19 protein-coding genes are annotated in these 23,274 nt (G+C 61.5%); 10 read left to right on the top strand and 9 right to left on the bottom strand.

The genetic code is table 11. From position 1 onward, the window contains the following. Positions 1-140: 140 nt before the first annotated feature. Positions 141-1,553 carry an aspartate aminotransferase family protein gene (locus AD663_RS18290; protein ID WP_053214303.1) on the top strand — a complete coding sequence of 471 codons (1,413 nt, stop codon included), beginning with the start codon at positions 141-143 and terminating at the stop codon, positions 1,551-1,553. Between the two features lie 84 nt (positions 1,554-1,637). Further along, positions 1,638-1,862: an MbtH family protein gene (locus tag AD663_RS18285; RefSeq protein ID WP_003183630.1), complete on the top strand. Its 225-nt coding sequence runs from the start codon at positions 1,638-1,640 to the stop codon at positions 1,860-1,862. Between the two features lie 173 nt (positions 1,863-2,035). Here AD663_RS18285 and AD663_RS18280 read toward each other — a convergent pair whose 3' ends face one another. Next, positions 2,036-2,854, bottom strand: a complete 819-nt coding sequence (locus AD663_RS18280) for a pyruvate, water dikinase regulatory protein (RefSeq protein WP_003183628.1) — start codon at positions 2,852-2,854, stop codon at positions 2,036-2,038. A 184-nt stretch (positions 2,855-3,038) separates the two neighbouring features. Here AD663_RS18280 and ppsA point away from each other — a divergent pair, with 184 nt between their 5' ends. The 8 genes from ppsA (at position 3,039) to AD663_RS18235 (ending at position 11,245) form a co-directional block, all read left to right on the top strand. Next, the gene (gene ppsA, locus AD663_RS18270) at positions 3,039-5,414 is read left to right on the top strand and encodes a phosphoenolpyruvate synthase (RefSeq protein WP_003183625.1); all 2,376 of its coding nucleotides are present in this window, start codon (positions 3,039-3,041) and stop codon (positions 5,412-5,414) included. Between the two features lie 242 nt (positions 5,415-5,656). Then, a complete protein-coding gene (locus tag AD663_RS18265; RefSeq protein ID WP_003183623.1) occupies positions 5,657-6,646 on the top strand; it encodes an alpha/beta fold hydrolase in 990 nt (329 codons plus the stop codon). A gap of 126 nt (positions 6,647-6,772) precedes the next feature. Then, on the top strand, positions 6,773-7,264 hold the full coding sequence (rraA, locus tag AD663_RS18260; RefSeq protein ID WP_003183622.1) for a ribonuclease E activity regulator RraA: 492 nt from the start codon (positions 6,773-6,775) through the stop codon (positions 7,262-7,264). Positions 7,265-7,289: 25 nt separating this feature from the next. After that, on the top strand, positions 7,290-8,285 hold the full coding sequence (locus AD663_RS18255; protein WP_053214293.1) for a zinc transporter ZntB: 996 nt from the start codon (positions 7,290-7,292) through the stop codon (positions 8,283-8,285). A gap of 63 nt (positions 8,286-8,348) precedes the next feature. Next, positions 8,349-8,594 (top strand): hypothetical protein, encoded by a 246-nt coding sequence (locus AD663_RS18250; RefSeq protein ID WP_014337331.1) that lies wholly within the window; start codon positions 8,349-8,351, stop codon positions 8,592-8,594. A 2-nt stretch (positions 8,595-8,596) separates the two neighbouring features. Continuing rightward, positions 8,597-9,421 (top strand): mechanosensitive ion channel domain-containing protein, encoded by an 825-nt coding sequence (locus AD663_RS18245; protein WP_003183617.1) that lies wholly within the window; start codon positions 8,597-8,599, stop codon positions 9,419-9,421. A 91-nt stretch (positions 9,422-9,512) separates the two neighbouring features. Continuing rightward, positions 9,513-10,103: an RNA polymerase sigma factor SigX gene (sigX, locus tag AD663_RS18240; protein WP_003183614.1), complete on the top strand. Its 591-nt coding sequence runs from the start codon at positions 9,513-9,515 to the stop codon at positions 10,101-10,103. A gap of 107 nt (positions 10,104-10,210) precedes the next feature. Beyond that, the gene (locus AD663_RS18235) at positions 10,211-11,245 is read left to right on the top strand and encodes an OmpA family protein (protein ID WP_003183613.1); all 1,035 of its coding nucleotides are present in this window, start codon (positions 10,211-10,213) and stop codon (positions 11,243-11,245) included. A 106-nt stretch (positions 11,246-11,351) separates the two neighbouring features. Here AD663_RS18235 and cobA read toward each other — a convergent pair whose 3' ends face one another. The 8 genes from cobA to AD663_RS18195 form a co-directional block, all read right to left on the bottom strand. Further along, the gene (gene cobA / locus AD663_RS18230) at positions 11,352-12,107 is read right to left on the bottom strand and encodes a uroporphyrinogen-III C-methyltransferase (RefSeq protein ID WP_053214292.1); all 756 of its coding nucleotides are present in this window, start codon (positions 12,105-12,107) and stop codon (positions 11,352-11,354) included. A 10-nt stretch (positions 12,108-12,117) separates the two neighbouring features. After that, complete coding sequence (locus AD663_RS18225) at positions 12,118-14,835, bottom strand: nitrate reductase (RefSeq protein WP_053214291.1); 2,718 nt, start codon at positions 14,833-14,835, stop codon at positions 12,118-12,120. Beyond that, positions 14,835-15,152, bottom strand: a complete 318-nt coding sequence (gene nirD, locus AD663_RS18220) for a nitrite reductase small subunit NirD (protein WP_003183605.1) — start codon at positions 15,150-15,152, stop codon at positions 14,835-14,837. The genes AD663_RS18225 and nirD overlap by 1 nt, the downstream gene beginning before the upstream one ends. Next, positions 15,149-17,602, bottom strand: coding sequence for a nitrite reductase large subunit NirB (gene nirB, locus AD663_RS18215; protein WP_053214290.1), 2,454 nt, complete (start codon positions 17,600-17,602; stop codon positions 15,149-15,151). Before nirB ends, nirD begins: the two co-directional genes overlap by 4 nt. Before the next feature lie 424 nt (positions 17,603-18,026). Beyond that, on the bottom strand, positions 18,027-19,697 hold the full coding sequence (locus tag AD663_RS18210) for a bifunctional protein-serine/threonine kinase/phosphatase (protein WP_053214289.1): 1,671 nt from the start codon (positions 19,695-19,697) through the stop codon (positions 18,027-18,029). Between the two features lie 9 nt (positions 19,698-19,706). Then, the gene (locus AD663_RS18205) at positions 19,707-20,918 is read right to left on the bottom strand and encodes a NarK/NasA family nitrate transporter (RefSeq protein WP_003183599.1); all 1,212 of its coding nucleotides are present in this window, start codon (positions 20,916-20,918) and stop codon (positions 19,707-19,709) included. A gap of 340 nt (positions 20,919-21,258) precedes the next feature. Continuing rightward, positions 21,259-21,834, bottom strand: a complete 576-nt coding sequence (locus AD663_RS18200; protein WP_003183597.1) for an ANTAR domain-containing response regulator — start codon at positions 21,832-21,834, stop codon at positions 21,259-21,261. A gap of 14 nt (positions 21,835-21,848) precedes the next feature. Beyond that, positions 21,849-23,060, bottom strand: coding sequence for a CmpA/NrtA family ABC transporter substrate-binding protein (locus tag AD663_RS18195; RefSeq protein ID WP_003183596.1), 1,212 nt, complete (start codon positions 23,058-23,060; stop codon positions 21,849-21,851). Positions 23,061-23,274: the final 214 nt, after the last annotated feature.

Genomic DNA, 23,274 nt, shown 5'->3' with positions numbered 1-23,274 from the left:
ATGTTGCACAGCCCGAGAGTAAATCCTTGCCTCGCTGATGCGTTTCCACAATAGGAAAGCCTGCACGTGCGCCCGACTGGATGCGCACCTGCCTGGTGTGCATTTGGGTCGCTACTTACAGTGGATTTCGGGGTCGCAAAATGTCAGTCGCCAATAGCCTTATCGAAGCACAGCCGGCACGGGGCAGCGTCGCGCTGGCTGAGACGCTCTACCAGTTCAGTGAGTCGCCATTGCTGGCCCGCCAGAATCTCCAGGAATCCAACGCCCGCAGCTATCCACGGCGCATTCCCCTGGCCCTCAAGCGCGCGCGGGGGTTGTATGTCGAAGATGTCGAAGGGCGGACTTTCATCGACTGCCTGGCCGGGGCCGGTACGTTGGCGCTGGGGCACAACCACCCGGTGGTGATCGAGGCGATCCAGCAGGTGCTGGCCGATGAGCTGCCGTTGCACACCCTGGACCTGACCACGCCGGTCAAGGATCGCTTCGTCCAGGATCTGTTCGGCCTGCTGCCGGCGCAACTGGCCGCCGAGGCCAGGATTCAGTTCTGCGGCCCCACCGGCACTGATGCGGTAGAAGCTGCGCTCAAGCTGGTGCGCACCGCCACCGGACGCAGCACCGTGTTGTCGTTCCAGGGCGGTTATCACGGCATGAGCCAGGGCGCGTTGAGCCTGATGGGCAGCCTGGGGCCGAAAAAACCCTTGGGGGCCTTGCTCAGCAATGGCGTGCAATTCATGCCATATCCCTACGACTATCGCTGCCCGTTCGGGCTGGGCGGCGCCGCAGGCGTGAAAGCCAACCTGCATTACCTGGAAAACCTGCTGAACGACCCCGAGGCCGGCGTGCAGCTGCCGGCGGCGGTGATCGTCGAGGTGGTGCAAGGCGAGGGCGGGGTCATACCCGCCGACCTTGACTGGGTGCGTGGCTTGCGCCGCATCACCGCGAAGGCTGGCGTGGCGCTGATCGTTGACGAAATCCAGAGCGGCTTCGGCCGTACCGGCAAAATGTTCGCGTTCGAGCATGCCGGAATCATTCCGGACGTGGTGGTGCTATCGAAGGCCATCGGCGGCAGCCTGCCGCTGGCGGTGGTGGTGTATCGCGATTGGCTCGACACCTGGCTGCCGGGTGCCCATGCCGGGACCTTCCGCGGCAATCAAATGGCCATGGCCGCCGGTTCCGCCGTGATGTGTTACCTGGTGGAGCACGACCTGCCGGCCCACGCAGCCGCCATGGGCGAACGCCTGAGCGAGCACCTGCATATTTTGCAGCGCGACTTCCCGCAGTTGGGCGATATTCGCGGGCGCGGGCTGATGCTCGGCGTTGAACTGGTGGACCCGGCAGGCCAGCCCGATGTCCAGGGCCATCCTCCGGTGCATCCATGGCTGGCGCCTCGGCTGCAGCGTGAGTGCCTCAAGCGGGGGCTGATCCTGGAATTGGGCGGCCGGCAGGGCAGTGTGGTGCGTTTCCTGCCGCCGTTGATCATCACAAAGGCCGAAATCGACCGGGTCGCCGAGATTTTCGGACGAGCCTTGGAGGCCGCCGTAGCCGAGGCCTAATTTTCCGCCGGCGTCATACGTTCCTTTCATAGCCTTGCTGCGCATGCGCCGCAGCGAACCTCGAGCAAAGATGGAGAGATACCCATGACTTCAGTATTCGACCGTGAGGACATCCTCTTCCAGGTCGTGGTCAACCACGAAGAGCAGTATTCGATCTGGCCGGACTACAAAGCGATCCCCGAAGGCTGGCGTACCGTCGGCAAAAGCGGCTTCAAGCAGGAATGCCTGGCCTATATAGAAGAAGTCTGGACCGACATGCGCCCCTTGAGCCTGCGCAAGAAAATGGACGAGCAGGCCGCCACCCTCTGAAACATAAGGCCGAGCCCTCCGTGGCGAGGGAGCTTGCTCCCGCTGGGCTGCGCAGCAGCCCTAAAGCCAGGCGCCGCGGTCTATCAAACAGCCTGCATCCAACCGCCAGGGGCCGCTTCGCGCCCCAGCGGGAGCAAGCTCCCGAGCCACAGGGATGTTGTGTTGTCGTTACTTTACTTGAACCGCCGCTCCACCCCTTTCTCCACCAGGATCTTCGCCGAAATCTCCTCCACGGAAAAATGCGTGGAATTGATATGCGCAATGTTCTCCCGCCGGAATAGATTTTCCACTTCGCGCACTTCGAATTCGCACTGGGCATAGCTCGAATAGCGGCTGTTGGGCTTGCGTTCGTTGCGGATTGCGGTGAGGCGGTCCGGATCGATGGTCAGCCCGAACAGCTTGTGCTGGTGGGCGCGCAGGGCGCTGGGCAGTTGCAGGCGTTCCATGTCGTCTTCGGTCAGCGGATAGTTGGCTGCGCGGATGCCAAACTGCATCGCCATGTACAGACACGTCGGCGTCTTACCACAGCGCGACACACCCACTAGGATAAGGTCGGCCTTGTCGTAATAATGCGTGCGGGCGCCGTCATCGTTGTCCAGCGCGAAGTTGACGGCCTCGATCCGCTCCATGTAGTTGGAGTTATGGCCAATGGAATGGGACTTGCCGACGGAGTAGGAGGAGTGCTCGCTGAGTTCCTGCTCCAGGGGTGCCAGGAAGGTGGAAAATATGTCGATCATGAAACCATTGGACGTTGCGAGAATCTCACGGATGTCCTGATTGACGATGGTATCGAAGATGATCGGGCGGAAACCGTCGGTTTCGGCGGCTTTATTGATCTGCTGTACCATGGCCCGCGCTTTGTCGACACTGTCGATGTACGGACGTGTCAGCTTGGCGAAGGTAATGTTTTCGAACTGTGCCAACAGGCTTTGGCCCAAGGTCTCGGCCGTGATGCCGGTGCCATCGGAAATAAAGAACGCAGATCGTTTCATTTGTGCCCTGGGCCTTAAGCTAGTGAGCTAGTGACGATTCTTGGATATGATAGGCGCGATTTGTCGGCCGCCAGTGGCCCGCATTCTCACTTATTTTCCAGGTCCAGGCCATATCGCCGGCAATCGCTCCCCTGGAGCCGTCGGTGCCTTGAGCTTTTCCAACACAGTTAGTGGAGAGATCACCTTGGTAGAGTACGTAGTTTCCCTCGATAAGCTCGGCGTCCATGATGTGGAGCATGTGGGGGGCAAGAACGCATCCCTGGGCGAGATGATCAGCAACCTCGCCGGTGCCGGTGTGTCGGTGCCAGGTGGCTTTGCCACGACCGCCCAGGCTTATCGTGATTTCCTGGAACTGAGCGGCCTGAACCAACAGATCCACGACGCGCTCGATGCCCTGGATGTCGATGACGTCAATGCCCTGGCCAAGACCGGCGCCCAGATCCGCCAATGGATCATGGAAGCCGAGTTCCCCGAGAAACTGAACGCCGAGATCCGCACCGCGTTTGCCAAGCTGTCGGAAGGCAATCCCGACGTTGCCGTCGCCGTGCGTTCCTCGGCCACCGCCGAAGACCTGCCGGACGCCTCCTTTGCCGGCCAACAGGAAACGTTCCTGAACATCCGTGGCGTGGAAAACGTCATCCGTGCTGCCAAGGAAGTCTTCGCCTCCCTTTTCAACGACCGTGCCATTTCCTACCGCGTGCACCAGGGCTTCGACCACAAGCTGGTCGCCCTGTCCGCCGGTGTGCAGCGCATGGTCCGTTCCGAAACCGGCACCGCCGGCGTGATGTTCACCCTCGACACCGAGTCGGGTTTCCGTGACGTGGTGTTCATCACCGGCGCCTACGGCCTGGGTGAAACCGTCGTGCAGGGCGCCGTGAACCCGGATGAGTTCTACGTTCACAAGGGCACCCTGGAAGCCGGCCGTCCAGCCATCCTGCGCCGAAACCTGGGCAGCAAGGCGATCAAAATGATCTACGGCGACGAGGCCAAGGCCGGTCGCTCGGTGAAAACCGTCGATGTGGACAAGGCCGAACGCGCGCGTTTCTGCCTGACCGACGCTGAAGTCAGCGAGCTGGCCAAGCAGGCGATGATCATCGAGAAGCACTACAAGTGCCCGATGGACATCGAATGGGCCAAGGACGGTGACGACGGCAAGCTGTACATCGTGCAGGCCCGTCCGGAAACCGTGAAGAGCCGCACCCAGGCCAACGTCATGGAGCGCTACCTGCTCAAGGAAACCGGCACCGTGCTGGTGGAAGGCCGCGCCATTGGCCAGCGCATCGGCGCCGGCAAGGTGCGGATCATCAAGGACGTCTCGGAAATGGACAAGGTCCAGCCCGGCGACGTACTGGTTTCCGACATGACCGATCCGGACTGGGAACCGGTGATGAAGCGCGCCAGCGCCATCGTCACCAACCGCGGCGGGCGTACCTGCCACGCGGCGATCATCGCCCGTGAACTGGGGATCCCGGCGGTCGTTGGTTGCGGTAACGCCACCCAACTGCTCAAGGACGGCCAGGGCGTGACCGTTTCCTGCGCCGAAGGCGATACCGGCTACATCTTCGAGGGCGAGCTGGGCTTCGACATCAAGAAGAACTCCGTAGACGCCATGCCGGAGCTGCCGTTCAAGATCATGATGAACGTCGGCAACCCGGACCGTGCCTTTGACTTCGCACAATTGCCGAATGCCGGCGTGGGCCTGGCCCGCCTGGAGTTCATCATCAACCGCATGATCGGCGTGCACCCCAAGGCGTTGCTGAACTACGACGGCCTGCCGTCGGAGATCAAGGACAGCGTCGACAAGCGCATCGCCGGCTACGACGATCCGGTCGGCTTCTACGTCGAGAAACTGGTGGAAGGCATCAGCACCCTGGCGGCGGCGTTCTGGCCGAAAAAAGTCATCGTGCGCCTGTCGGACTTCAAGTCCAACGAATACGCCAACCTGATCGGCGGCAAACTCTACGAGCCGGAAGAAGAAAACCCGATGTTGGGTTTCCGCGGTGCTTCGCGCTACATCAGCGAATCGTTCCGTGACTGCTTCGAGCTCGAGTGCCGCGCCCTCAAGCGCGTGCGCAACGAGATGGGCCTGACCAACGTCGAGATCATGGTGCCGTTCGTGCGCACCCTGGGCGAAGCGAGCCAGGTCGTTGACCTGCTGGCGGAAAACGGCCTGGCCCGTGGCGAGAACGGCCTGCGCGTGATCATGATGTGCGAGCTGCCTTCCAACGCGATCCTGGCGGAAGAGTTCCTCGAGTTCTTCGACGGTTTCTCCATCGGCTCCAACGACCTGACCCAGCTGACCCTGGGCCTGGACCGCGACTCCGGAATCATCGCGCACTTGTTCGACGAGCGGAACCCGGCGGTCAAGAAGCTGCTGGCCAATGCCATCGCCGCCTGCAACAAGGCCGGCAAATACATCGGCATCTGCGGCCAGGGCCCTTCGGACCACCCGGATTTGGCCAAGTGGCTGATGGAGCAGGGCATCGAAAGCGTTTCGTTGAACCCCGACTCCGTGCTGGAAACCTGGTTCTTCCTGGCCGAGGGTCAGGCGGCGGTCTGATTGAGTGAAGGGGGCTGACTGGCTGATTTTTGTCAGTTAAGCGAAACCCCCTGTGGGAGCGGGCTTGCTCGCGAAAGCGGTGTATCGGGCAACATTAGTGTTGAATGTTCCGCCCTCTTCGCGAGCAAGCCCGCTCCCACATAGGTTTCGCTAAACCAACGGGCATTTCGCCTTAACGACCCCCTTTTGATTTGAAGTAGGGCGGGCTCTTCGGATGCCGCCCTTTTTTGTGCAAGAGCCTTATGCAAAGCAGCAGCAACCTCTTTCCTGTCGCCCTGATCAGCGCCGAGCGGCGCGGTGATCTGAGCGAAGATGTCTATCGCTTGAAACCTGGCAACAGCCCGGACGTCAGCGTCGAGCTGGCCGTCACGCGGTTGGGCCTGGCCGATGCCGGCGAAACCCGTGGTGTCCCGGTGATCCTGCTGCACGGCAGTTTCTCCAACCGACGCTTCTGGTATTCGCCCAAGGGGCTTGGCCTGGGGGCTTACCTGACCCGACTGGGGTTCGATGTCTGGATTCCCGAGATGCGCGGCCATGGGCTGTCCCAGCGCAACCAGGGCTATCGCAACAATCGCGTGGCCGATTACGCCCGTTATGACTTGCCGGCCATTGGCGCCTTTGTGCGCGAGCAAAGCGGGCAAGTGCCGCATTGGATCGGCCATTCCCTGGGTGGTATCACCCTGGCGGCGGCGTTGGGCGGTCATTACCTGGGCGAGCCAGCCGTGGCTTCGGCGGCGTTTTTTGGTACCCAAGTCAGCCGCACCTACTGGCCGCTGAAAATTCCGCCGGTAGAGTGGAGCGGACGGTTCATCCTCAAGCGATTCGCCCAATTGTCTGGTTCTCGGCTCAAGCGCGGTCCCGAGGACGAGCCCATCGGCCTGGCGCTGGAAAGCATGCGCTGGTATGGCCTGTTCGGGCGTTTCGGCGATGCGGAGAAGAACTGGTGGGCTGGGTTGGCTGACGTCCAGCTGCCAGTACTGGCGGTGAGTGCTGCGGGCGATCATCAGGATCCGACCTGGGCATGTCGCAAACTCTTCGAGCAGATCGGTTCCGAGCACAAGCAGTTTGTCTGCCTCGGTCGCCAGCAGGGTTTCACTGGCGATTTCGGCCATGTCGAGATGCTGGTCAGCAAAGCCGCCCACGCCGAGGTCTGGCCGCTGGTTGCGCGTTGGCTGGAGGATCAGCACACGCCGTTGCTCGCGCAACAGCCCAGCCTGGCCGAAGCGGTTTGAGGCGAAGGCTCTGACAAGGGCATTTCGCTCAGGTCGGCTTGCGGCTAAGATATGACGCGTTACGCGGTTACGGTCACAAACGGTTGCCCATTCAATCTGACGTTCCAGCCTTTCAGGAGTTGTTCGATGAACCATTACCTCACGCCCGACCTGTGCGACGCCTATCCGGAACTGGTGCAGGTGCTGGAGCCGATGTTCAGCAATTTCGGTGGCCGCGATTCGTTCGGCGGCGAAATCGTGACCATCAAATGCTTCGAGGACAATTCGCGGGTCAAGGAGCAGGTTGAGCTCCAGGGCAATGGCAAGGTGCTGGTAGTCGACGGCGGTGGCTCCCTGCGCCGGGCATTGCTGGGTGACATGCTGGCGGAAAAAGCCGCGAAAAATGGCTGGGAAGGGCTGGTGGTCTACGGGTGCATCCGCGACGTCGACATCATTGCCCAGACGGACCTTGGGGTTCAGGCCCTGGCCAGTCATCCGATGAAGACTGATCGGCGCGGCGTCGGCGAGCTCAATGTACCGGTGACCTTTGCCGGCGTGACGTTTCGTCCAGGCGAGTATGTCTATGCGGACAACAACGGCGTGATCGTCTCGCCCAGCCCGCTGAAAATGCCTGAATGAAGCGCCACAGCCATAAGGGATGAGGATGTTCGAGGAAGAAAACGCGCAATGGGGGCTGGTGCATGCGCTGGTGCTGGACGGTAAAGGTGGCGCGCGTTCCATAGCCCGGACCGAACTCGACGACCTGCAGCTGCTGGCTCATGAAAGCCTGTGGCTGCACTGGGATCGCAGTCATCCGCAAACCCATACCTGGCTGCGCAAATCCAGCGGCCTGAGTGAATTCAACTGCGACCTGTTGCTGGAAGAAAATACCCGGCCACGGTTGTTGCCGTTGCCCAACGCCGAGCTGCTGCTGTTTCTGCGCGGGATCAATCTCAACCCGGGGGCCGAGCCCGAAGACATGGTCTCGGTGCGCATCTTCGCTTCCGCCGAGCGCGTGATTTCCCTGCGCCTGCGTCCATTGCGTGCCACCGATGAGCTGCTGGCGCAACTGGCCGAGGGCAAGGGACCGAAAACGGCGTCGGAACTCATCCTTTATATGGCGCAGTACCTCACCAACAAGGTGCAGGACCTGGTGACCTGTCTTTCGGAAATCGTCGATGGCGAGGAAGAAAAACTCGATGCCGACGAACGGTATACCCCCGAACACGACGTCATTTTGCACATCCGCCGAAGGGCGGCCGGATTGAAGCGATTCCTCGCACCGCAGCGGGACATCTTCGGCCAGATGACCCGGCTGAAATTGTCATGGTTTGCCGATGACGACGGTGACTATTGGAACGAGTTGAACAACAGCCTGACCCGCTACCTCGAGGAGCTGGAATTGACCCGGGAGCGCGTGGGGCTTGTGCTGGAGGCCGAAGACCGGCGTCTTTCAATACGCATGAACCGCACCATGTACCGCTTCGGCATCATCACCGGGATCTTCCTGCCGATGAGTTTTCTCACCGGGCTTCTGGGGATCAACGTCGGCGGCATTCCGTTTTCCGCCAGCCCCTACGGATTCATCGTCGCTTGCTTGCTGATGATCTGCGTGGCCCTGGGGCAATGGTGGTTATTTCGCCGTTTGCGCTGGGTGTGACGAGGCTTCATGTGACCCGACGAAATTTGATCGCGTCTTCCACAGACATCACGAGAGGTGCGTATGCACGATCCGTTTGAACAGTCTTTGCGCGACATGCTCAAGGCTTCGCCGTCCAGCCGGGACGACGATGCATGCCTGGGACGTGTATTGAAAACCGCCAACCGCCAGGTCGGCGCCGGCGATCTGTTCAGCCTGCTGGGCCGCTGGTTGCCCGCGCTGATGATCGCCTTGAATAACGGATCGGCCCATGTCTCGCCGGTTTCCCGTCGTAAACCCGTTACTCGCACCGCTGATAAGGCTGATTGAATATGGAACTTGATCTCTGGACCCAGAGCCTCGTCACGGCAATGACTGCGTTGTGGACCAAAGTGGCCAACTTCATCCCCAACCTCTTCGGCGCGCTGGTCGTGCTGTTGCTCGGGTTTGTCGTGGCCAAGCTGCTGGATACGCTGCTCTCCAAGCTGCTCGCCAAACTGGGCCTCGATCGCCTGATGGGTGGCACCGGCCTGACCAAATTGTTGTCCCGTGGCGGCATCCAGGTGCCGATCTCGACCCTGGTCGGCAAGATTGTCTATTGGTTCGTGCTGCTCATTTTCCTCGTTTCGGCGGCTGAATCCCTTGGCCTTGAGCGGGTTTCAGCGACGCTGGACATGCTCGCGCTGTATCTGCCGAAGGTTTTCGGTGCGGCGCTGGTGCTGCTGGTCGGCGTGCTGCTGGCGCAACTGGCCAACGGGCTGGTGCGCGGTGCGGCCGAAGGAGTCGGGCTGGATTACGCCGCTGGCGTTGGGCGAATCGCCCAGGGCCTGGTGATCATCATCAGTATTTCGGTGGCGATCAGCCAGTTGGAGGTCAAGACCGACCTGCTCAACCACGTGATCGTGATCGTATTGATTACCGTTGGTCTGGCGGTTGCGCTGGCCATGGGCTTGGGAAGCCGGGAAATCGCCGGCCAGATTCTTGCGGGAATCTATGTGCGTGAGCTGTATGAGGTTGGGCAACAAGTGCGTGTTGGCGAGGTCGAAGGCCAGATCGAAGAGATCGGCACGGTGAAGACTACATTGCTGACCGACGAGGGCGAGCTGGTGTCGCTCTCCAATCGGATCCTGCTGGAACAGCATGTGAGTAGCCGCTAACCCGGCAAACCCTGCTAATGTATGCCGCCGCAAAATGCCTGGTAACGCAGGCTGCGGCGCACATTGACCTTGACTGTCGGCCCGACTTGTTTTGAACAAACCCCAATCGCTATCCACGCGCTATGACCCCCGTGATCTCTCCGATGAGGAGTTGGTCGCGCGCGCGCATACGGAGCTGTTCCACGTAACCCGTGCATACGAAGAGTTGATGCGCCGTTACCAGAGAACATTATTTAACGTCTGTGCACGTTATCTGGGGAACGATCGCGATGCTGACGATGTCTGTCAGGAGGTGATGTTGAAGGTGCTGTATGGCCTGAAGAACTTCGAGGGGAAATCGAAGTTCAAGACCTGGCTCTACAGCATCACCTACAACGAATGCATCACGCAGTATCGCAAGGAACGGCGAAAGCGTCGCTTGATGGACGCGTTGAGCCTGGACCCTCTCGAGGAAGCGTCGGAAGACAAGGCGCCCAAGCCCGAGGAAAAGGGTGGACTCGATCGCTGGCTGGTCTATGTAAACCCGATCGATCGGGAAATTCTGGTGCTACGATTTGTCGCAGAGCTGGAATTCCAGGAGATCGCAGACATAATGCATATGGGTTTGAGCGCGACAAAAATGCGTTACAAGCGCGCTCTTGACAAATTGCGTGAGAAATTTGCAGGCATTGCTGAAACTTAGTTCAGCGCAAATATCTCTTACGTGTAGGCAAGTTCTGATAGACTTGCCGCCGAGTTGTCCCCCGGTTTGCGGGACTGCTTCACAATCACCAGATGGGGATTTAACGGATGAAACTGAAAAACACCTTGGGCTTTGCCATTGGTTCTTTGATTGCTGCCACTTCGTTCGGCGCTCTGGCACAAGGCCAAGGCGCAGTTGAAATCGAAGGCTTCGCCAAGAAAGAACAATTCGACAGCGCTCGTAACTTCAAGAACAACGGCAACCTGTTCGGCGGTTCGGTTGGTTACTTCCTGACCGACGACGTTGAACTGCGTCTGGCCTACGACGAAGTGCACAACGCACGTTCCGATGATGGTCGTAACATCAAGGGCGCCAACACCGCTCTGGATGCCCTGTACCACTTCAACAACCCGGGTGACATGCTGCGTCCGTACGTATCGGCTGGCTTCTCCGACCAAAGCATCGGTCAGAACGGCTCCGGCGGTCGTAACCGTTCCACCTTCGCCAACGTTGGTGGCGGCGCCAAGCTGTACTTCACCGAGAACTTCTACGCCCGTGCCGGCGTTGAAGCTCAGTACAACATCGACCAGGGCGACACCGAGTGGGCGCCAAGCGTCGGTATCGGTGTGAACTTCGGTGGCGGCTCCAAGCCTGCTGCTGCTCCAGTTCCAGCTCCGGCTGAAGTCTGCTCCGACAGCGACAACGATGGCGTGTGCGACAACGTCGACAAGTGCCCAGACACCCCAGCCAACGTTACCGTTGACGCTGATGGCTGCCCAGCTGTTGCTGAAGTCGTACGTGTTGAGCTGGACGTCAAGTTCGACTTCGACAAGTCGGTTGTCAAGCCTAACAGCTACGGCGACATCAAGAACCTGGCTGACTTCATGAAGCAGTACCCATCCACCACCACTACTGTTGAAGGTCACACTGACTCCGTCGGTCCTGACGCTTACAACCAGAAACTGTCTGAGCGTCGTGCTACCGCCGTTAAGAACGTTCTGACCAACCAGTACGGTGTTGAATCGTCCCGCGTTCAGTCGGTTGGCTACGGCGAATCCCGCCCAGTAGCTGACAACGCTACTGAAGCTGGTCGTGCAGTTAACCGTCGCGTAGAAGCGCAGGTTGAAGCCCAAGCTAAGTAATTAGCCCACAGCTTTGGAAAAGCCCGGCTTAGGCCGGGCTTTTCTTTGCCTGCGATTTATGGCTCGCAGCTTATGCCAGGCAAAGCAAAACCTGCGGGAGTGTTTGTTACTGCGCCGAAGCCTGGGCCCACGCGGGCTGCGAGGCGGCCAGTTCGACAGCGCCGGCCACCGCGCCAATCACCAGGATCGCCGGGCTCTTGAGTTGGAAGGCGCTGGCAGCGGTTTCCATCGAGGCCAGGTCGCTGCGGCAGTCACGTTGGTGGGGCAGGGAGGCATTTTCGATCATGGCCACCGGCGTCTCAGCCGCCAAGCCACCGGCCAGCAGCTGTTCACGAATCTCGCTCAGTTTCGCCACCCCCATGTACACCACCAGGGTCGTCCCGCCTTGGGCCAATGCTTGCCAGTTCAGACTGCTGCCGTCCTGGGTATGGGCGGTGACCAGCGTCACGCCTCGGGCAACGCCGCGCAGGGTCAAGGGGATATCGCACTGGGTAGCCCCCGCAAGCCCGGCGGTGATGCCATTGACCAGTTCCACTTCGACGCCATGCTCACGCAGCCACTGCGCTTCTTCACCGCCGCGGCCGAAAATGCACGGATCGCCGCCCTTGAGGCGTACCACGCATTTGCCCTGGCGGGCGTAACGCAGCATCAGCCGATGAATGAAGGCCTGTGGCGTGGACCGGCACCCGCCGCGCTTGCCCACGGCAATGATGCGCGCAGTGGGGCAGTGCTCCAGCACCGCGTCGTTGACCAAGTCGTCGATCAGCACCACGTCGGCCTCGCTCAAGGCGCGCACGGCTTTGAGGGTCAGCAATTCAGGGTCACCGGGACCTGCACCCACCAGCCAGACTTTTGCGTTCATAGTGTTTTCCTCACGAGATAGCCACCAGCGGTTGCGCAGTGGCAACCAGCAGGCGCTTGATTTCCGGTACGCAGGATCCGCATTGCGTGCCACAGCCCAGTTCCTGTTTCAGCCCCTGCAAGTCCAGGCCGCGCTCGATGCCCGCGCAAATCGCTCGCTGGCTGACATTCAGGCAGTTGCACAACGTCTTGCCGCCGCCTGTCGCAGCGCCGACGTTACCCGGCGGCGCGCTCAAAGGCGCCAGCAACCAGCGCCGCAGTTGTTCATCGGCACGGCCTTCCAGCCAGAGATTCTGCAACCAGTGTCGGGCCAGGGTTTCCCCGGCCAGGCGAATGGCGGTGATGCGACCGTTTTCGATCCGCACTCGTTTACCGATGGCGCGACGCGGATCGTCGTAGGCCAACACCGGTCCATCGATCAGGCCCAATTGCTCGTCGATTGCCTGCAGCAGTTGAGGTTCGGGTGCGACAGCGCTGGCAGCGCGAATCAGCAACGCCGGACGTTCACGACCGGTAAGGCTCAGGCTGACGTAGGCAAACGCCTCACACAGCGGTCGCAAGGTCTCCAAATGCCGTTGGACATCGCCCTCGATCAGGGCGAAAAGTTGCCAGGGCAGGCTCACCGGTTCCAGGCGCACGCCGCTGTGCTTGAGTTCCGGTTGTTTCGACAAGGGATCGAAGGCCGGTTGGGTCAGGCTGTTGACCCCACCCTTGAGGAAGCGGTCACCCCAGTGCATGGGCAGGAACGCCTGGCCGGGGCGGACGCTTTCGTCGCTGTCCACGGCCACGACTAGCGCGCCACGCCGGCTCTTGAGGCTGACCAGGTCGCCGGCTTGCAGGCGGTGGCGAGTCAGTTCGTCGGGGTGCAGGCTGAGGACGGCTTCGTTCACGTGGCCAAACAACTGGGCCGCGGTACCGGTGCGGCTCATGCCGTGCCATTGGTCACGCAAGCGACCGGTGTTCAGGGTCAAGGGGTAGCGTGCATCACGCAGTTCCTTGGCGGCGCGATACGGTTCGGTCACAAATCGGGCGCGGCCGTTATCAGTGGGGAAAATACCGTCCACGTACAGGCGAGCGGTGCCCACCGTGGCGCCTTCCGGGAAGGGCCACTGCTGCGGGCCGAGTTGATCGATCAAGGCATGGCTGATGCCCGACAGGTCCAGGTCACGGCCACGGGTCAGTTGCTTGTATTCATCGAACAGTTGGGCCGGGTTTTCAAAGGCAAACAGGCTGGGCTGGTCAGGCCGCAGGCGTTTCTCCAGGCGCTGTGCGAAATCCACCGTGATTGCCCAGTCCGCGCGCGCTTCACCCGGTGCGGCGACTGCCCGGCGGACGTGGGAAATGCGCCGTTCGGAGTTGGTCACCGAGCCTTCTTTCTCGCCCCAACTGGCGGCAGGCAACAGCAGGTCGGCAAATGCGGCGGTTTCGGTGGTGCGGAAGGCTTCCTGCAACACCACGAACGGGCAGGCTTGCAGCGCTTCACGTACCGCGGTCTGGTCCGGCATCGATTGGGCCGGGTTGGTGCAGGCGATCCACAAGGCCTTGATCTTGCCGCTGCGAACCAGCTCGAACAACTCGATGGCGCTCAAGCCAGGGGTGGCGGGCAATTGTTCGACGCCCCAGTAGCGGGCGACTTCGGCGCGATGCTCCGGGTTGGCGGCTTCGCGATGGCCGGGCAGCAGGTTCGACAGGCTGCCGGTTTCCCGTCCGCCCATGGCATTGGGCTGGCCGGTCAGCGAGAAGGGCCCGGCGCCCGGGCGGCCGATTTGTCCGGTGGCCAGATGCAGGTTGATCAGCGCGCTGTTCTTGGCGCTCCCGGCGGTGGACTGGTTGAGGCCCATGCACCACAGCGACAGGAAACTCGGCGACGTACCGACCCACTCGGCGCATTGGTGCAGCTGCTCGATGCTAATACCGCATAGCTGGGCGACCATGCTCGGGGTGTAGTCGCGCACCAGGTTCTTCAGGTCGGCCAGCCCTTCGGTATGGGCCTTGATGAAGTCGCGGTCGACCCAGTCTTCCCACAGCAGCAGGTGCAAAATCCCATGGAACAAGGCGACATCGGTACCGGGCAGGATCGCCAGGTGCAGGTCCGCCAGGTCGCAGGTGTCTGTACGCCGAGGGTCGATGACGATGATTTTCATCTGTGGCCGGCGGGATTTGGCTTCTTCAAGGCGACGAAACAGGATCGGGTGCGCGTAGGCCATGTTGCTGCCGACGATCATTACGCAGTCGCTCAGCTCCAGGTCTTCATAACTGCACGGTGGCGCATCGGCGCCGAGGCTGCGCTTGTAGCCCACCACGGCGGAGGACATGCACAGCCGCGAGTTGCTGTCGATGTTGTTGGTGCCCACCAGCGCCCGGGCGAGTTTGTTGAAGGCATAGTAATCCTCGGTCAGCAGTTGGCCGGAGATATAGAACGCCACGCTGTCGGGACCATGCTCGGCAATGGTGTCGGCGAACACGCTGGCGGCGTGTTCGAGGGCGCTGTCCCAGTCGGTACGCGCTCGAGCCAAGCCTTTGCCCAGACGCAGTTCGGGATACAAGGCGCGGGCGGCGAGGTCGCCGGTCAAATGCAGGGTCGAGCCTTTGCTGCACAGTTTGCCAAAGTTGGCCGGGTGCGCGGGATCGCCACTGACGCCGAGGATGCGCTCGTCGTCATGGTTGATCAGCACGCCGCAACCGACCCCGCAGTAACAGCAGGTCGAGGCAGTGGTCTGGCGGCTCATCAGCTTGCGTCCCGCAGCGCCAGCATCACCCGGCCGTTCTCGACCCGCGTCGAATGATGATGGGCGCAGCCCACATCCGGCGCCTGGGCCTGGCCGCTTTCCAGGTCGATCTGCCAGTTGTGCAGCGGGCAGGCCACGCGCTTGCCGTACACCAAGCCTTGGGATAACGGGCCACCCTTATGCGGGCAACGGTCATCCAGTGCGAATACTTCATCGTCGCTGGTACGAAAAATCGCGATATCGCCTTTCGGGCCATTGATGATGCGCGAGCCCAGGATATTGATCTCTTCCAGGGCGCAGATATCCAGCCAGTTCATGCCGGCACCTCCAGGCTTTTCACGGGAATGACCTCGAACTCTTTCTTCAGCTGGGGTTGTTCCAGGCGTTGCTTCCATGGGTCCTGTTCCAGCGACAGGGAAAATTTCAGACGTTCGTGAAGGGCTTTGCGCCGCTCGGGGTCTTCGAGCACGGCTTTCTTGATGTGCTCCATGCCGACCCGCTGCATGTAGTGCACGGTGCGTTCAAGGTAGAAGGCTTCTTCGCGGTACAACTGCAGGAAGGCGCCGTTGTATTCACGCACTTCTTCGGCGGTCTTGAGCTTGACGAAAAATTCGGCGACTTCGGTCTTGATCCCGCCGTTGCCACCGATGTACATCTCCCAGCCGGAATCGACGCCGATGATGCCGACGTCCTTGATGCCCGCTTCCGAGCAGTTGCGCGGGCAACCGGAGACGGCCAGCTTGACCTTGTGGGGCGACCACATGTTGAACAGGTCATGTTCCAGTTCGATGCCCAACTGCGTGGAGTTTTGCGTGCCGAAGCGGCAAAACTCGCTGCCCACGCAGGTCTTCACGGTGCGGATAGACTTGCCGTAGGCGTGGCCGGACGGCATGTCGAGGTCTTTCCACACGCCGGGCAGGTCCTGTTTCTTGATGCCGAGCAAGTCGATGCGTTGGCCGCCGGTGACCTTGACCATGGGCACGTTGTATTTATCGGCCACGTCGGCAATGCGCCGCAGCTCGGATGGATTGGTCACGCCGCCCCACATCCGCGGGACCACCGAGTAGGTGCCGTCTTTTTGGATGTTGGCATGGGCGCGCTCGTTGATCAGGCGCGATTGCGGGTCGTCCTGGGCTTCGCCGGGCCAGCTGGAAATCAGGTAGTAGTTCAACGCCGGGCGGCAGGTGGCGCAGCCGTTCGGGGTGCGCCAGTTCAGGTAGCTCATGGTTCCGGCGATGGTCAGCAGGTGCTGGTCGCGGATCGCCTGGCGGATCTGGCCGTGGTTGAGGTCGCTGCAACCGCAGATGGCTTTCTCACTTTTGGGTTTGACGTCCGCCGCGCCACCCACGGTGTTGATCAGGATCTGCTCCACCAGGCCGGCGCAGGAACCGCAGGAGCTGGCGGCCTTGGTGTGTTTTTTCACATCGTCGACGCTGAACAGCCCGTGTTCCTGGATCGCCTTGACGATGGTGCCCTTGCACACGCCATTGCAGCCGCAGACTTCGGCAGTGTCGGCCATGCTCATGGCTTTGTCCTGGCCTTGGTGGCCTACATCGCCCAAGGCGTTTTCCCCGAACATCAAGTGATCGCGGATCTCGCTGATGGCGTGGTTTTCACGGATCTGACGGAAATACCAACCGCCATCCGCCGTATCGCCGTACAGGCAGGCGCCGACCAACACGTCATCCTTGATCACCAGCTTTTTGTAGACGCCGCCGATCGGGTCGGAAAGGGTGATGGTCTCGGTGCCTTCGCCACCCATGAAATCGCCGGCGGAGAACAGGTCGATGCCGGTGACTTTCAACTTGGTCGAAGTCACTGAACCCTTGTACGTGGCGAAGCCCAGTTGTGCGAGGTGGTTGGCGCAGACCTTGGCCTGTTCGAACAACGGTGCGACCAGACCGTAGGCGGTGCCGCGATGGCTGGCGCATTCACCGATGGCATAGATGCGCGGGTCGTAAGTTTGCATGGTGTCGTTGACCAGGATCCCGCGGTTGCAGGGGATGCCGGACTTTTCCGCCAATTCGGTGTTGGGGCGGATGCCGGCGGCCATCACCACCAGGTCGGCGGGAATGATGTCGCCGTTCTTGAACTGCACCGAGCCGACCCGGCCGTTGCCGGCGTCGTGCAGGGCCTGGGTCTGCTCGCTGAGGCGAAATTTCAGACCGCGGTTTTCCAGGGCGATTTGCAGGAGTTGGCCGCTGGTCTTGTCGAGTTGGCGTTCCAGCAACCATTCGCCAATGTGCACGACGGTCACGTCCATGCCCCGCAGCTTCAGGCCATTGGCGGCTTCCAGGCCGAGCAGGCCACCGCCGATTACCACGGCGTGCTTGTGGGTCTTGGCGGTGTTGATCATCGCCTGGGTGTCGGCGATGTCGCGGTAGCCGATCACGCCATCCAGGGTATTGCCGGGGATCGGCAGGATGAAAGGGGTGGAACCGGTGGCGATCAGCAGGCGATCGTATTCGGCTTCGCTGCCGTCTTCGGCAATGACCCGGCGCTTGACCCGATCGATCTCCACCACCTTGCGGTTGAGCAGCAGCTTGATGTTGTTGTCCAGGTACCAGCTCAGGTCGTTGAGCACGATCTCTTCGAATGTCTGCTCACCGGCCAGCACCGGCGAGAGCAGGATGCGGTTGTAGTTGGTGTGAGGCTCGGCGCCGAACACCGTGATGTCGTACAGCTCGTTGCTCAGCTTGAGCAGTTCTTCAAGGGTTCGAACCCCGGCCATGCCGTTGCCGATCATTACCAGTTTGAGTTTTTTCATCAGGGTTCTCCGCAAGCCCAGACCGGTTTCGTCACGTTTCATCACGGCGATCGGACTGGCTCGGCATTTTTACGAAAACAAAAAAAGGCGTCCCGCTAGCAAGCTAGCGAGGACGCCTTTGTCCTGGTCCCGTTCTCTCGGGAGGCACCGCCTTCATCGTTGGAGGCGTTGCCTTATGTATGTTGAGAGGGATTATGCAGTGGTTGTGCCAAGTGGCTTGAAGGCATGGATTTATTGGGGGATAGGCTGGGTGAGCGAAGGAGAAGAGGATTTATTGCACCGAATCAAAGCGTGTTGCTCGCTAATGGAGCGCTGTTGAGCTTTATGTGGCGAGGGAGCTTGCTCCCGCTGGGCTGCGAAGCAGACCCAATAACCTGCGACCGCTTCGCGCTCTAGCGGGAGCAAGCTCCCTCGCCACAGGGCATTACGAATGGAACACCAAAAACAACAGCACGACATTCATCACCAACGACACCAGCGCCAAGGTCCGCCAGACCTTCAGCGGCTCGCGCTCCAGCAGTGGCCGGGGCCTTACGTTCAAGCTGCGGCGTTCGCCCTGTTCCAGCACCAGCAGCCATTCCTCGGCCGTTTCAAAACGCTCGTCGGGGGCGGCCGCAACGGCTCGCTCCAGGCTTTGCCCGAGCCATTCGGCCAGGTCCGGTCGATAGCGGTTGGCGCTGACCGGCACGCCAAAGCGCGGACGCTGGAACGCCTCGATCTCGCCATAGGGGTAATGCCCGGTCAGCAGGAAATACAAGGTCACGCCGACGGCATACAAATCCTGTCGTGCTGTCGGCGCGTCGCCGCCGAAGGCTTCCGGGGCAATGTAACTGGGCGTGCCCGGTAGCGTGCTGGCCTGGTCTTCGGACAAGCCTGGGCAGTACGCCAACCCGAAGTCCAGCAAACGCAGTTCGCCGTCATCGCCCAGGTGCAGGTTTTCCGGCTTGATGTCGCGGTGGTAGATCTGCCTTCGGTGCAACAGGCCCACCGCCCGCACCAGCCGCTGCGCCAGGTCCAGCCATTGAGCCAGCGGCAGTGGCCCGCCCTGATCGAACAGTTCGGCCAGGGTCATGCCCGGGTATTCGCGCATCACGTAATACAAGTGCTGCCGCTGGGGAACGCCATGGACCTCGGGAAACTGCCGTCCGGCCACCCGTTTGAGAAACCATTCTTCGGAGAGCAGTGCTTGCCCGGCGCGGCTGTCGTCCCGCAGTTGCGTCGGCAGGGTTTTCAGCAACCAGGGTTGGCCCTGGCTGTCGTGCACTCGGTAGAGCAATGACTGCTGGCTCTGACCGAGCAGGCTTTCGATCTGCCAACCTTCGAACATTTGCCCCAGTTTCAGTGCTGGCGGAAGGGGCCACTGCTGCAACTGGATCAGCGCATCGCCGATGCTGGCTTCGCCCACGGCGTCGACCCGCACCAACAGCGCGCTGGCATTGTCCTGGCTGCCGGCCAGGTGCGCGGCGTTGACCAGGGTCTGGGCGGCATGGTCCAGGTCCGGCTGGTCGCGAAGGATGCCGGCAATGGCGGTGTCCCCCAGTACCGCCCAGACGCCGTCGCTGAGCAGGACGAAGGTTTCGTCGGTGCGCAACTCGCCGTCAAGGAAATCAAGGATCAGGTGTTGGTCCAGGCCCAGGGCACGCTTGAGCACATGCTGCATGCCCTGTTGTTCCCAGACGTGGTCTTCGCTGACCCGTTGCAGGTGATTGTCGCGCCAGCGATAGACCCGGCAATCGCCCACGTGGGCCAGGGTGAAGCGTCGGCCCCGCAGGACCAGGGCGCTGACCGTGGTGAGCAGCGGTTGTCCGCCACCGTTGGCTTGCAGCCAGCGATTCTGCGCCAGCAGCAAGCGGTCCAGGGCCTGGGCCACGCCCCAAGTCTGTGGTGTGGAGTAATAGTCCAGGGCCAAGGCCTGCAAGGTCGAACGGGCAGCCAATCCGCCATCGGCGCACTGGCTCACGCCGTCGGCGATGGCGAACAGGTAACCCTTGCTGGCGGCCAGGGCCGGGGCCGGGGTGACCAGGCGCAGGGCGTCCTGGTTTTCCTCCCGCGGGCCGATGGCACTGGCTTCGGCGAAACTCAGTTGCAGGCTCATGGGGGCTGGTTATACCCGAGCCGCGGTGACGGCGGCCGAACCCCAAGTGGTCCTCCAGCGACGCTTGACGCCGTGCAGGCCGAACCAGGCCAGGACACCCAGGCTGGCGAACAACCACAGCGCCAGTTGATAACTACCGGTGCTTTGCTTGATCGCACCCATGCCCGCCGCGAGGGCGAAGCCGCCGATGCCGCCGGCCATGCCGATCAGCCCGGTCATCACGCCGATTTCGCGGCGGAAACGTTGCGGTACCAGCTGGAACACCGCGCCGTTGCCCGCTCCGAGGCCGAGCATGGTGCACACGAACAGGGCCAGGGCCGCGTAGGAACTTGGCAGGTTGAAGCCGACTGCGGCGATGCAGATGGCTGCCACGGTGTACATGCCCAGCAACGTGCGGATGCCGCCGAAACGGTCCGCCAGGGCGCCGCCCAGTGGTCGCATCAGGCTGCCACCGAAGACGCAAGCGGCGGTGTAGTAGCCGGCAGTCACCGGGCTCAGGCCATATTGGTCGTTGAAGTAGCCGGGCAGGGCGCTGGCCAGGCCGATGAAACCGCCAAAGGTCACGCTATAGAAGAACATGAACCACCAGCTGTCGCGATCACCCAGTGCCTTGAGGTAATCGGCCATGGATTTGGCTTTTGGCCGCTCGGGGGCGTTCTTGGCCAGCCAGGCGAACAGAACGAGGGTCAGCACCAGTGGAATCAATGCAAAGCCGAACACGTTGGTCCAGCCAAAAGACATGGCGATGACCGGTGCGATCAGCGCCGCGAACACGGTGCCCGAGTTGCCTGCACCGGCAATGCCCATGGCCTTGCCTTGATGTTGAGGTGGATACCATTGGGAGGCCAACGGCAAGGCGACGGCAAATGAGGCGCCGGCCATGCCCAGGAACAGCCCCAGCAGCAGGGCCTGCTCATAGCTGTGAATGCCCAGTTTCCAGGCGCAGAACAGCGCGCCGATCACGATCACTTGGCCAACCATGCCGGCAGTCTTTGGCGAAATCCGGTCGGCCAGCAGGCCCATGAACAGGCGCAGGATGGCGCCGGCCAGGATCGGCGTCGCCACCATCAGCCCACGTTGTTGAGTGGTCAGGTGCAGGTCGGCGGAGATCTGTACCGCCAGCGGGCCGAGCAGGTACCAGACCATGAAACTCAGGTCGAAATAGAGAAAGGCCGCGAACAGTGTCGGGGTATGGCCGGATTTCCAGAAGCTTGAATTCATCGCGCACCTCAGCTGTAAAAGTCTCGGGTAATGAGTCAGTGCTTCGAGGTGGTGCGCCGTCATGGCGACCCCACCGACCCCGGACGTTGGGGCCAAAGCAAAAAAAACGCCGCAACCCGGCTCGCCAGAGGGGCGAGGAGGGTATGCGACGTCTTTGTCGTAGGTGGGGCAACCGCCGTTGGTTACCTGTGGGATGGCTTAAGCGAGAACTGTGCCAACAGCAGGCATTGGCAGAAGCCTATCGCGAGCAAGCTCGCTCCCACATTTGGATTCCGGTGGCCGCAGGACCTGTGGGAGCGAGCTTGCTCGCGAAGGCGCCGGCCCAGGCGCTACAAGGCTTTCAGCCCAGCAATTCGTTCATGGCAATGATCTGCTCCGCCACCTGGATCAGCTTCTGCTGGCGGCTCATGGCCTGGCGGCGCATCAGGGTATAGGCCTGTTCTTCGTTGCAGTCCTTCATCTTCATCAGCATGCCCTTGGCCAGTTCGATGCGCTTGCGCTCGGCCAGTTGCTGGTCGCGGGCCAGGAGCTGGGCGCGCAAGGCCTGGTCGCTTTCGAAGCGGGCCATGGCCACGTCGAGGATCGGTTGCAGGCGCGCTGCATGGATGCCTTCGACGATGTAGGCGCTGACGCCGGACTTGATCGCCTGGCGCATCACATCCGGGTCGTGCTCGTCGGTAAACATGACGATCGGTCGTGGCTGGTCACGACTGACCAGCACCACTTGTTCCATGACATCGCGTCCGGGTGACTCGGTATCGATCAGGATCACGTCCGGACGCACTGTTTCGACGCGCGCCGGCAGGTCGATGGTCAAGCCGGATTCGTCGATGACTTCGAATCCGGCCTCCGTCAGGGCCGCCTTGAGGCGACCGACTTTCTTCGCAGTGTCGTTGATCAGCAGGATACGCAGCATGTTCAAGGCTCCTGTCAGCGGCTGGCGAGAAGGGGAGCCGCATCGCTCAAGGCGTGCAGTTTGAAGCCACGGGCGTAACCGGCCGGATCCGAGCCGTCCCAGGTGCTGCCGTCGATCAGTTGGCTGCTGCGCATATCTTGGCGCGGGGACGCGATGCCCAGTGCTCCAGCGGCTTCGCGGTACAGCTTGAGTTGCTGGACCTCCTGGGCCACGGCCAGGTAATCGGGGTCTTCGCGCAGCAGGCCCCAGCGGCGGAACTGGGTCATGAACCACATGCCGTCCGACAGGTACGGCAAGTTCACCTCGCCTTTGCCATGGAAGCGCATGGCGTGGGGATCCTGCCAGCTGTTGCCCAAGCCGTCGGCATAAATCCCTAACAGGCGGGGCTCGATGCAATCGAGCGGTGCGTCGAGGTATTCGGGGGCACTCAACAGTTGCGCGGTGCTGCGACGGTTTTCAGTGCTTTGTTCGATGAAGCGGCTCGCTTCGAGGATCGCCATCACCAGGGCACGGGCGGTATTGGGGTACTGCTCGACGAACGCACGGGTGCAGCCAAGGACTTTTTCCGGGTGGTCAGGCCAAATGGTCTGGGTGGTTGCCAAGGTAAAACCGAGGTTCTGCTTCACCGCGCTGGCGCACCAGGGCTCGCCGACACAAAACCCATCGATCCGCCCGGCTTGCAGGTGCGCGACCATTTGCGGTGGCGGCACCACCACGCTGTCGACGTCCGACAACGGATGGATGCCCTGGGCGGCGAGCCAGTAGTAAAGCCACATGGCGTGGGTGCCGGTGGGGAACGTCTGGGCGAAGGTGAGTTTCGGGCGAGTTTGGTGCACGTGCTGTTCCAGTGCTTCAGGACTGGTCACGCCCTGGGCCTGCAAGCCATGGGACAGATTGATGCTTTGGCCGTTCTGGTTCAGCCCCATCAACACGGCCATGTCGGTCGGTGCGACGCCGCCGATGCCTAGGTGTACGGCGTAGACCAGGCCGTACAGGCTATGGGCGGCATCGATTTCGCCGCTGACCAGCTTGTCCCGCAGGTTGGCCCAGGATGCCTGGCGCTTGAGATTCAACGTCAGGCCATAGGGTTGGGCGAAGCCCTGGGTGGCCGCTACCACCACCGGGGCGCAGTCGCTCAAGGCCATGAAACCGAGGTTGACCGCGCTCTTTTCCGGGGCATCGCTGCCGTTGACCCAAGCCAGGGGGTTGGCTGGAACTTCATTCATCGCGCATCACCTTCCACATAAAAAAGCGCCGTACCCGGACGGCTGCCAGGGCAGGCCGGATGACGACGCCGTTGTCCTTCAAACAGTGTGGCACTCATTCCGCCATTGGCCTGGGCACCGATGAACAAAAACGGTGCAAGGCATATGCCAGCGTGCGCCATCAGCTTTTCATCAAGATTCCCGGCGCGGGGTCTTTCATCCTGTCGGCCTTCCA

This window comes from Pseudomonas sp. Q12-87, assembly GCF_001269755.1.
GTDB lineage: Bacteria > Pseudomonadota > Gammaproteobacteria > Pseudomonadales > Pseudomonadaceae > Aquipseudomonas > Aquipseudomonas fluorescens_S.
The sequence above is the reverse complement of the archived record's forward strand: the minus strand, read 5'-3'. Positions and strand labels throughout refer to the sequence as shown.

Coding starts and splice junctions, on each gene's coding strand:
- AD663_RS18235 (WP_003183613.1), top strand. CDS start 10,211: ATGAAACTGAAAAACACCTTGGGCTTTGCCATTGGTTCTTTGATTGCT.
- AD663_RS18195 (WP_003183596.1), bottom strand. CDS start 23,060: ATGAATGAAGTTCCAGCCAACCCCCTGGCTTGGGTCAACGGCAGCGAT.
- AD663_RS18265 (WP_003183623.1), top strand. CDS start 5,657: ATGCAAAGCAGCAGCAACCTCTTTCCTGTCGCCCTGATCAGCGCCGAG.
- AD663_RS18290 (WP_053214303.1), top strand. CDS start 141: ATGTCAGTCGCCAATAGCCTTATCGAAGCACAGCCGGCACGGGGCAGC.
- AD663_RS18250 (WP_014337331.1), top strand. CDS start 8,349: ATGCACGATCCGTTTGAACAGTCTTTGCGCGACATGCTCAAGGCTTCG.
- AD663_RS18285 (WP_003183630.1), top strand. CDS start 1,638: ATGACTTCAGTATTCGACCGTGAGGACATCCTCTTCCAGGTCGTGGTC.
- AD663_RS18245 (WP_003183617.1), top strand. CDS start 8,597: ATGGAACTTGATCTCTGGACCCAGAGCCTCGTCACGGCAATGACTGCG.
- nirB (WP_053214290.1), bottom strand. CDS start 17,602: ATGAAAAAACTCAAACTGGTAATGATCGGCAACGGCATGGCCGGGGTT.
- AD663_RS18210 (WP_053214289.1), bottom strand. CDS start 19,697: ATGAGCCTGCAACTGAGTTTCGCCGAAGCCAGTGCCATCGGCCCGCGG.
- AD663_RS18255 (WP_053214293.1), top strand. CDS start 7,290: ATGTTCGAGGAAGAAAACGCGCAATGGGGGCTGGTGCATGCGCTGGTG.
- AD663_RS18280 (WP_003183628.1), bottom strand. CDS start 2,854: ATGAAACGATCTGCGTTCTTTATTTCCGATGGCACCGGCATCACGGCC.
- cobA (WP_053214292.1), bottom strand. CDS start 12,107: ATGAACGCAAAAGTCTGGCTGGTGGGTGCAGGTCCCGGTGACCCTGAA.
- AD663_RS18205 (WP_003183599.1), bottom strand. CDS start 20,918: ATGAATTCAAGCTTCTGGAAATCCGGCCATACCCCGACACTGTTCGCG.
- AD663_RS18225 (WP_053214291.1), bottom strand. CDS start 14,835: ATGAGCCGCCAGACCACTGCCTCGACCTGCTGTTACTGCGGGGTCGGT.
- rraA (WP_003183622.1), top strand. CDS start 6,773: ATGAACCATTACCTCACGCCCGACCTGTGCGACGCCTATCCGGAACTG.
- AD663_RS18200 (WP_003183597.1), bottom strand. CDS start 21,834: ATGCTGCGTATCCTGCTGATCAACGACACTGCGAAGAAAGTCGGTCGC.
- nirD (WP_003183605.1), bottom strand. CDS start 15,152: ATGAACTGGCTGGATATCTGCGCCCTGGAAGAGATCAATATCCTGGGC.